This is a genomic window from Synergistaceae bacterium (genome assembly GCA_031272035.1).
GTDB lineage: Bacteria > Synergistota > Synergistia > Synergistales > Aminobacteriaceae > JAISSA01.
Map to the genome: position 1 here is coordinate 41,289 of JAISUO010000049.1, position 7,751 is coordinate 49,039.

General features: G+C 57.7%; 6 protein-coding genes. 1 reads left to right on the plus strand and 5 read right to left on the minus strand.

Features of this window, described 5'->3' with window-relative positions:
- Window positions 1–2: 2 nt before the first annotated feature.
- Complete coding sequence (locus LBR61_06355) at window positions 3–1,967, plus strand: DHH family phosphoesterase (protein ID MDR1731701.1); 1,965 nt, start codon at window positions 3–5, stop codon at window positions 1,965–1,967.
- A 187-nt stretch (window positions 1,968–2,154) separates the two neighbouring features.
- Here LBR61_06355 and LBR61_06360 read toward each other — a convergent pair whose 3' ends face one another.
- From LBR61_06360 to LBR61_06380, 5 genes are read right to left on the minus strand one after another with little or no spacing between them, the layout of a single operon-like run.
- Window positions 2,155–2,811, minus strand: a complete 657-nt coding sequence (locus tag LBR61_06360) for an aspartate/glutamate racemase family protein (protein MDR1731702.1) — start codon at window positions 2,809–2,811, stop codon at window positions 2,155–2,157.
- A 14-nt stretch (window positions 2,812–2,825) separates the two neighbouring features.
- Complete coding sequence (locus LBR61_06365; protein MDR1731703.1) at window positions 2,826–4,016, minus strand: PLP-dependent aspartate aminotransferase family protein; 1,191 nt, start codon at window positions 4,014–4,016, stop codon at window positions 2,826–2,828.
- A 51-nt stretch (window positions 4,017–4,067) separates the two neighbouring features.
- Window positions 4,068–5,681 (minus strand): D-aminoacylase, encoded by a 1,614-nt coding sequence (locus tag LBR61_06370; GenBank protein MDR1731704.1) that lies wholly within the window; start codon window positions 5,679–5,681, stop codon window positions 4,068–4,070.
- A 38-nt stretch (window positions 5,682–5,719) separates the two neighbouring features.
- Window positions 5,720–7,078, minus strand: a complete 1,359-nt coding sequence (locus tag LBR61_06375; GenBank protein MDR1731705.1) for a TRAP transporter large permease — start codon at window positions 7,076–7,078, stop codon at window positions 5,720–5,722.
- Window positions 7,075–7,596 (minus strand): TRAP transporter small permease subunit, encoded by a 522-nt coding sequence (locus LBR61_06380; GenBank protein ID MDR1731706.1) that lies wholly within the window; start codon window positions 7,594–7,596, stop codon window positions 7,075–7,077. The genes LBR61_06375 and LBR61_06380 overlap by 4 nt, the downstream gene beginning before the upstream one ends.
- Between the last annotated feature and the right edge of the window lie 155 nt (window positions 7,597–7,751).

Below are 7,751 nucleotides of genomic sequence, written 5' to 3' on the forward strand. Positions count from 1 at the left end.
TCATGCGTCTGAGGACTCTGACCGACGAGCGGATCGCGATTCAGTGTCACAATAACCCCGATGCGGACGCTCTGGCCGCCGGTTTCGGACTCTTTTGCTTTTTCGACTCGGAAGGCCACTACCCCCCGAAGCTGTTCTACGGCGGCCCGGCCGTGACAAAACCCAACCTGACGGCCATGATCGAAGAACTGAACATCCCCGTGGAGCACGAGCCGGACCTGAAGGAGTGGGACGGTCTGCTGATCACCGTGGACTGCCAGTACGGAGCGGGAAACGTGGCGCCTGTTTCGGCCCCTCGCATCGCCGTCATCGACCATCATATCCAGGAAAGCGAACTGCCCGCTCTGGCGGACCTGCGTCCCTGGCTGGGAAGCTGTTCCACTCTGGTGTGGAAACTTCTGGAAGAAGCGGGCTTCTCCGTGGACGTCCAGTTGGGAACGGCGCTGCATTACGGTCTGTTCACCGACACCAACGGATTTTCCGAGGTTCGTCACCCTCTGGATCGGGATATGTGGGATTCTCTTCCGGTCAATGAGCGTATTCTGAAAAAACTCAAGAGGTCGAATCTGGCGCTTTCCGATCTGTCCATCGCGTCGGCGGCGCTGAAGGATTTTCACTTCGACCCAAGGAGGCGTTTCATGGTCATTGCCACGCCGCCCTGCGACCCCAATCTTCTCGGCTTTATCAGCGACCTGTCCATGCAGGTGGACGCCGTGGATTTGGCGATCGTCTACATGCCGGGGATGGAAAAAATGGACGACATCAAATTTTCCGTGCGGACGGCCGTCCGTGAAACCAAGGCCTCGGAGCTGGCGAGCTGGCTGGCCCGGGACATCGGGTCGGGAGGCGGACACCGGGACAAAGCCGGCGGATACCTGGCCGGGAGAAAATACGCGGACCAGTTCGGTGACCGCCCTCTTTCTCTCTATTTTCTGGCGGAGGTTCGGGAGTACCTCGACACCTGCACCATCATCGACTGCGCGGCCGTAACTTCTCCCTTCTCCGGGGATTTGAACGTCAAAGAGATGAAACGTTACCGGAAACTGCCGGTACGCCTGGGGTTCGTGCCCTGTCATACGCTGTTCGAGGGACACGCCGACCTCCAGATTCGTATGCTCGAAGGAGACATCGACATCTCCGCGGATGAGGAAACGATTTTGATGATTGGCCTTAAAGGAGAAGTTTATCCCGCAAAGTACGAAAATTTCATCGAAACCTACACTCTGACCGGAGAGCGTTTTGCCATCGACTTTTCCTATCCGCCCAAAGTGTTCAACAAGAACACGGGAACGAGGGTATCTCTGCCGGACTACGCGCAGGCCTGCGAATCCTCCGGCGAGGGCGGAGGCTGCGTGCTGGCCATGCGCCTCGAAAAACGCGTCAAACTTTTCACCCGATGGGACACCGAAAATTACTTCCGCGGAGATCCCGGAGACTGGATCGTGGCCCGTTCTTCGGACGACCTTTATATCGTTACGGCGGACCTGTTCGATAAACTCTACATTCGGGACTGCACGGACGAGGACATCTCCGGTCAGCCCCAGGCCGTGCGGGTTCTCAAAAAAAGTTTCCCCGTCCCCGTGACCTTTGCCACCAAGGGCGGCTCCCTCTACACCCGGGAGGGCCGGATTTCCTACGAACTGGGAGACGCGCTGCTCACCGGCCCCGAGGGAGAATCCTGGCCCGTGCCCAAAAAACGGTTCACCGAAACCTATGTTCCCCTCCCCGGCACGGAGACCGGCTCCGACGGCGTGTACCTCAAGGGGAAATTTCCCGCCTGGGCCCTGCAAATTCACGAACCATTCATCGTGAGGCTCCCCGGCAGAGGCACTCTGCGAGGCAATCGCGGAGACTGGCTCCTTCAGTACGCGCCAAACGAATATGGCATCGTGGGGCGAGAAATTTTCGAAAAAACCTGCGACATCCTCAGGTCCGAAACAGAAGCCGCGCAGTTCAAACTCAACTGATACCAATTTGAAATCAAAGGCCTAAAGTTAGAATAGCTAAAAGCAATGACATTCAAACATTAGTTTCTTCATTAACACTCGATTGAAAGCAAATTAGTATGAAACAGACAAAGGGCGCAATGTTTGCATACGATGGAAGGGCAGTTCCTCCTTCGAAGACCTGGAGCGAACCGCCCCTCCGGAAATTTCAGTCGGTCAGTTCCTTCAACATGCGGATCAGGATGTCGTCGGGGTTCTCCACCGGAATGGATATTCGCGCGGCCAGCTCGCGCTCGATGTAGGGCAGGTGCGTGCAGCCCAGCGCAATACACTCGGCTCCGACTTTGGCCATGCCCTCGCAGATTTCGATCAGCCCCATTTTTTCGACCAGCTCCAGGGGAGGCTTATGCGCCTCAATTCCCTTTATGACGGACCTTACGGAACAACTGATGACCAGCATGTCGGGGTTCGCCCCGTAGTACGCCAGCTCCAGGCCGCAGGCGGACTGGGCGGAAACCGCCAGAACCCCCGCGTATTTGTGTTTTCGGGCGATTTCGGCATGGGCGTCCAAAGGCGTGACGATTTTCAGAGGGGACTTCGCCCTCAGGTCCGCGAGGTCCAGCGCCGCCGACAAAGAATTGCAGTAAATCATCGCGGCCTTTCCGCCTTTATCCGCGGCGGCGCAAATCGCGTCCAGAGTGATCTTTTGCAGCCGATCCCGATGATACGTCTGAAGGTCGAACTGCTCCGGCCCGCTGGAAGCGGTGGCCGTCGGGATTCCGGTAAAACCGTTTCTGGAAAGCAGGTCCATGCCCATTTTGGTATCGACAGGAGTCCCCGCTATGACAGACACTGTGCGGTTCATATTTTCACATCTCCTTAAAGCCCGGCTTTTTCCAGAGCCTGGCGGATGTCCTCAATGAGATCCTCCGTATCCTCCAGACCGACGCTCAACCGGAAGAATCCGGCGTGAAATTCTTCGGGATACAGGTATTGACGTTCGTCCTGCTCGCCATTAAAGACGATGAGGCTTTCGTCATGCCCCAGAGACATGGCGGAGGTGATGATCTGCAGATGGCTGACAAAGCGGCAGTGGGCGTCGTGGTCCGCCTTCAGGCCGAAAGACATCATGCCCCCGAAGCCGTTTGACATTTGTTTTTTCGCCAGTTCGTGACCGGCGTGGCTTTCCAGTCCGGGATAGGCCACAAAACGGACCGCGGGATGACCCTCCAGGAACCTCGCCACCGTCAGGCCGCTTTGATTGTGCTGACGCATACGGAACGGAAACGTCACCGTGCCTCGCATGATCAGCCAGGCGTTGAACGGGCTGATGGCGCAGCCCGTGTTGATCATGGCTTCCCGGCGGATCTTATGGAGCAGGTTCGAGGGGCCGATGACAGCGCCGCCCAGCGCGTCGCCGTGGCCGTTAATGTACTTCGTCAGGCTTTCCACGCACAGGTCCGCCCCCAAAGTCATGGGACGCTGGTTGTAAGGCGAGGCAAAGGTGTTGTCCACGGACAGAAGCGCTCCCGCGTCGTGGGCGATTTTCGCTATGGCCGGTATGTCGCTGATCTTCGTGAGGGGGTTCGAGGGCGTTTCGATGTGGACCAGCTTTGTCTCGGGACGAAGAGCCGCTCTGACGTTTTCGGGGTCCCGACTGTCCACCAGCGTTGTCTGAATGTTGTATTTCTCCGGCAGAAGCTGGTGCATTTGACGGTACGCCCCGATATAGGTGCTGTCCGAAACCACCACGTGATCCCCCGTCTTCAGGGTCGTGAAAAAAACGCCCCACAAAGCCGCCACTCCGGTGGCCAGGACCACGCAGTCCTCGCCCTCCTCCAGAGAAGCGATTTTTTCCTGCAAAAATTTCTGATTTGCGTTCCCATTACGGGCATATATGGCCTCTTTGGAGGTGCTCCAATCGACGCTGGAGGGGTCATAGGGCAGAGCGTAGCAGTTGGCCATGGTGATCGGTCTGCGGAGAGCCCCCGTTTCCCTGTCGATGCCGTTCCCTTCATGCACGGAGCGAGTTTGAAAACCCAGTTTTTTTCTATTTTTCGAATCGGTCATATTTGCCCTTCCTTTCGGTTCGAGTTGGTTCGAGTCGATTCAAGGTTTTTTTCAACATGACTGCTGACTTGTTCTTCGCAGGACGCGCCCCGCCTTTTCTTCGCGTATCTGACAGCGTTCCACGGCCACACGACCGTTGACCAGCACCATTTCGATGCCCTCGGGATAACGGTGAGGATCGTCATAAGAGGCTTTGTCCCTGAGCGACTTCGGGTCGAAGAGAACCAGGTCCGCCCAGCAGCCTTTTTTGATAAGTCCCCTGTCGGAAAGGCCGATGCGGGACGCGGGCAAAGACGTAATCTTGCGGATGGCGTTTTCCAGCGAGAGCAAATGGGAATCCAGGGCGAACCGGCGCAGGAAGCGCGGAAAGGTTCCGTAAGCGCGGGGATGAGGCCGCCCTCCAAGTTCGGGACACATGGCCCAGGCATCCGACGCCGCCGAGGACAGCGGGTGCGTCAGGCCCCACTCCATCTCCTCCTCGTCCACCGCGAAAAGCGCTATTGTGGCGTTGCAGCGTATTTCGGCCAGCAAATCCATGAACGCCTCGTAAGGGTCTCCCGCCTCCGGCGTTTCCAGCAGGTCCCTCAGAGTTTTGCCCTGAATGTCCGGACGGGACGGGGCGGAGCAAATCACGATGTTCTCCATCCCGCAGTTTCTCACCACGTTGTTTTCCCAGGCGGGATTTTTGAACTCCCGTCGGATTTTCTCCCGTTCGGCGGGGTCGGAAAGGCGCGAAAGCGCGCGCTGGACGCCTCCCTCCAGCGCGAAAGGGGGCAGGCACATGGTGATGGTGCTGGAGCCGGCCGTATAGGGATAAATATCGCAACAGACGTCGATTTCCTCTTCCCGCGCCAGTTCCATCAGACGCAGGGTTCGGCGCAGCTTGCCCCAATTGTAGCGTCCCGTGGCCTTGTGGTGAGAGATTTCCACCCTCACGCCGTTTGTTCGTCCCAGATTCAGCGCGGCCTCCACGGACTCCGTCAGCTTTCCTCCCTCGCTGCGCAGGTGGGTGGCGTACAACGCGCCGTACTCCGCCAGCACGGAGGCCAGTTCCTCCAGTTCCGCGTCTTCGGTGAAGCTCCCGGGAGGATAAATGAGACCGCTGGAGAGGCCGAAAGCCCCGTCGTTCAGGCTCTGACGCAGCAGGGTCTTCATGGCCGTCATTTCCTCTTCCGTGGCCGGAGAGGCGTCGAACCCCTTCACAGCGATGCGGATGGTTCCCTGCCCCACCAAGCTCGCGATGTTGTGTCCAAGGCCCGTGTCCTCCAGCCTCTTCAGAAATTCCCCGAACCCGTTCCAGGCCCAGTCGCTTTCCACGGCGGAGGGGATGAAGGGCGAAAGATACTGCCGGGCCAGGTCTCGCGTGGAGTCGGACAAAGGCGCCATGGACAGCCCGCAGTTGCCCGTCAGGGAGGTGGTCACCCCCTGCAGGGTGTGGCTGTGCATGAAGGGAAGCCCCAGGGCCGCCATGTCCAGGTGGTTGTGAATATCGACGAAACCGGGACACAGGGTCAGCCCGCCTCCATCCACGGAGTCGCGGGCGTCCCCTTTTTTCAAACGCCCGATGTCCGCGATCTTTCCGTCCTGTACGGCCACGTCGCCCCTGAAGGGCGGGTTTCCCGTTCCGTCGTACACCTGGACGTTTCTAACAGCGAAATCATACACGTCGTTTCACTCTCTTTCACACTCTGCCCGTTTGCGATCTACCAGGGGCCTACGACCATGGAGCCCAGCATGACCTCGGGAAGCCAGCAGGACAGGACGGGAAGGTAGGCGGTCAGGAGCAGCACCGGTATGCCCACGAACAGAAGGAACTTCATCATGATCGGCACCAGCTCGCCATAACCGCAGCCGGAAAGTCGGCTTCCGATGAAGATCGACATGGCGAAGGGCGGGGTCACGACCCCCAATCCCACGTTCACGATAATCATGGCGCCCAGGTGAACCATGTTGACGCCCAGTTCCTGCATCAGGGGCATCACCAGGGGAACGCCCAGAAGCATGATGGGTATGGCCTCCATGAACATCCCCATGAAGAGGAAAAGCAGGTTCACCGCCAGCAGAATCATGTATTTGCCGTGGAACAGCCCCAGCATAAAGCTCGTCATTTGCTGAGCGACTCCCTGCTTGGTCAGATAGCGGGCGAAAACCGTGCCGCCCAACACCAGAATGGCGATGACTCCCAGAGAAATCACCGTGTGGTAAGTCGCTTTCCACCATTTTTTAATCGTCAGCTCCCGATAGACGAAGAAACCAACGAACAGGGAATAGCCCACGGCCAGCGCGCCGGCTTCGTTGGGCGTGCAGAGCCCTCCGTAAATGCTGGTGAGAATCAGGGCGGGACATCCCAGAGCGGGAAGGGCGGACCAGGTGGCGCTCAGGAGCTCTTTGAGCCTGCCGCCGCCGGCCTCGATTTCCTGGTTCCGGCTCATTTCCGCCGCCACTTCCGCCGAGATCAACTCGGGCATCACGTAATTCGGGCAGATGAAGTAGTTCAGGATGCCGTACCCCAGGGCCAGAAGGAGGCCGGGAAACACCGTGGACAGGAACAGCGCCGCGATGGACTGCTGAGTCAGAAGGCAGTAGATCAGGGCCGGCACGCTGGGAGGAATGAGATAACCCAGAAAGCTGGAGGAGCAGAGAACGGCGGTGGTATATCTGGGGGCGTAGCCGTACTTCTTCAGACGGGGCACGAGAAGGGGAATGAGCGCGGAGATGACGGGCACGGAAGACCCCGTCAGGGCTCCCATGAAAACGGCCGCGACGACGCCCACCAGCGCCATGCCGCCTCTCACCCGCCCCACCAGCGCGTAGGAAAATCGAACGATCCGGTCAGCCAGTCCCGCGTCCGAGATGAGGCTGCCCGCGTAAACGAAAACCGCTATGCCCAGGATGGTGGAATTGTTCATGGCGTGGTACAGAGTCATCGGAATGAAAGCGAAACTGACCCCGTCCGCCAGAGAGCCGAACAGCGGCGCGCCCAGAAAAAGCCACCCCAGAGGCACGCTGCAGATAAGCCCTCCCAGAAATGTCACAAGGGCGACGATGAGTCCTGCGCTCATTTGCCGGCGCCTCCTTCCGAAATTCCGCACAGACTCAGAATCTGCGCGACCGTGTTATGGAACATGTGAAAGATGTTCAGGACGAACGCGACAAAAAGAGCCTCGATCATCCAGCTGGTGTTCAGCCAGGTGACGAGAGTCGCCCATTCGGGGTATTTGATGGCACGCAGAAAATAAGCGTAGAAAACCGGAAACAGCAGGCACAAAAAAGTCAGGCACAGAAGATTGATGAGTATTTTGACCACTTTTTTGGCTTTTTCCCCTTTGACGGCGAAAGAGGTGAAGACGTCCACGTTGATGTGGGAGTCCTGTCCGGTGGCCAGCGGGATAGCGAAAAAGGCGCAGAAAACGTAAACGAAAAGGGACACGTCCGCCAGCCAGATCACCGGAAAATGGAGCCAGTAGCGGTTCAGAATCTGCGCCATGATGGTAAAAGTGGCAAACAGCAGTCCGAATGCGGCCATCGCCGTTTCAAAAACGAAAAGACACCTGACGAATTTCAGATAAATTTTCTTCATGAAATCCTCCTTGAAGAATGATACCAATTTGCTTTTAACCGAGCGTTAATGAAGAAGCTAATGTTTGAATATCACTGCTTTTAGCTATTCTAACTTTATAAGCAGCGAACCGGTGAAGTATGAGCCGCGTGAGTCGCTTAGTTTCTTCATCAGGC